1 protein-coding gene is annotated in these 1,126 nt (G+C 50.3%); it reads right to left on the bottom strand.

Going from position 1 to position 1,126, the window contains the following annotated elements; genetic code table 11:
* Positions 1–93: 93 nt before the first annotated feature.
* Positions 94–1,125, bottom strand: coding sequence for an IS30 family transposase (locus tag FD07_RS11895; RefSeq protein WP_056990136.1), 1,032 nt, complete (start codon positions 1,123–1,125; stop codon positions 94–96).
* Position 1,126 lies beyond the last annotated feature (1 nt).

Genomic DNA, 1,126 nt, shown 5'->3' with positions numbered 1-1,126 from the left:
CGCAAATTGCAAGAACAAGTTAGTCACCAAGACCAAATACTAATCCCAAGGGATTCTCAGGGCTTGGAATTTGGTGTGATCATTGGGCTGAGCTTAGCCGCAGGCGGCAGCGAAGCACTCGGCAGGTGACCGGTAGTCGAGTTGACGACGAGGCATGTTGTTCAGCTTGTCAGCAGTCTTAGCGACATCGGCTGGACTCACAACATCGAGCGACTCGCCCTTAGGGAAGTCGCGGCGAACCATGCGGTTGTGGGCCTCATTAGTACCACGCTCGCTGGACGTATAAGGGTGCGTAAAGTAGACTGGTGCGACTGATTCCAACACTTGAGAAAGGGTCGTAAACTCTGGACCGTTGTCAGCAGTCACTGACTTGATGACGTCTCCGTATTCAGTGATGATGGACTGCATGGAATAGGCCACTGAATCGGCGTCACGGCCATCAACCAGACGGATAATCTGGAAACGGGTTTGACGCTCAATCAGGGTCATAATGACGCTCTCTTGGCCGTCACGCTTACCGACAATAGTATCAATCTCAAAGTGTCCAAACTCTTTACGTGTCGCCACTTCAGCGGGCCGTTCTTCAATGCTTAACCCCGGCAGACGGCTGTTTTTATGAGGAGCGTGCTTGGGTAGTCGGCGACTCATCTTCTCGGTGAGATCCAAGTTACGGACCTCTAAGAGTTGTTCGTCGATGTACTTATACAACGTTTTTGTGCAGACCATTTCGTCGGAGTGAAAGAGTCCTAACGCTTTGGCCCGACCGATAGCAACGTCGGGTGCCCAGCCATCAGTCTTAAAGTGCTCAACAAAGAACGCTAAAAAGGCTAGCACCTGATAAAACTTACAGGGACGATGACAGGCCTTGCGCTTCTCGTGATACCGCTGTTCAGCTAACTCCGCCACGTAAACTTCGTAGAACTTTTTCTGACCGTTAACCAGCTGTTTATTGGTCACTAGGCCTCGCTTGATCTCGTTGTTTATAGTCTGGGCACTAACACCAATCAAGTCAGCAATCTTACGACGAGAGTACCTGTCGTGATTGAAGTAGACCTCAATGTTTCCACGCTCTTTCAAAGTTAGGTGGTGACCCTTGGGACGATTCATGGTAAGCTGTTCTTGCATC

The sequence above is a fragment of the Levilactobacillus parabrevis ATCC 53295 genome (genome assembly GCF_001434055.1).
Classification (GTDB): domain Bacteria; phylum Bacillota; class Bacilli; order Lactobacillales; family Lactobacillaceae; genus Levilactobacillus; species Levilactobacillus parabrevis.
Note: the sequence above shows the minus strand (reverse complement) of the source record. Positions and strands in the feature narration are given on the sequence as shown.

Bases quoted from the DNA above. Each gene is read 5' to 3' on its own strand.
- FD07_RS11895 (WP_056990136.1), bottom strand. From the start codon at position 1,125: ATGCAAGAACAGCTTACCATGAATCGTCCCAAGGGTCACCACCTAACT.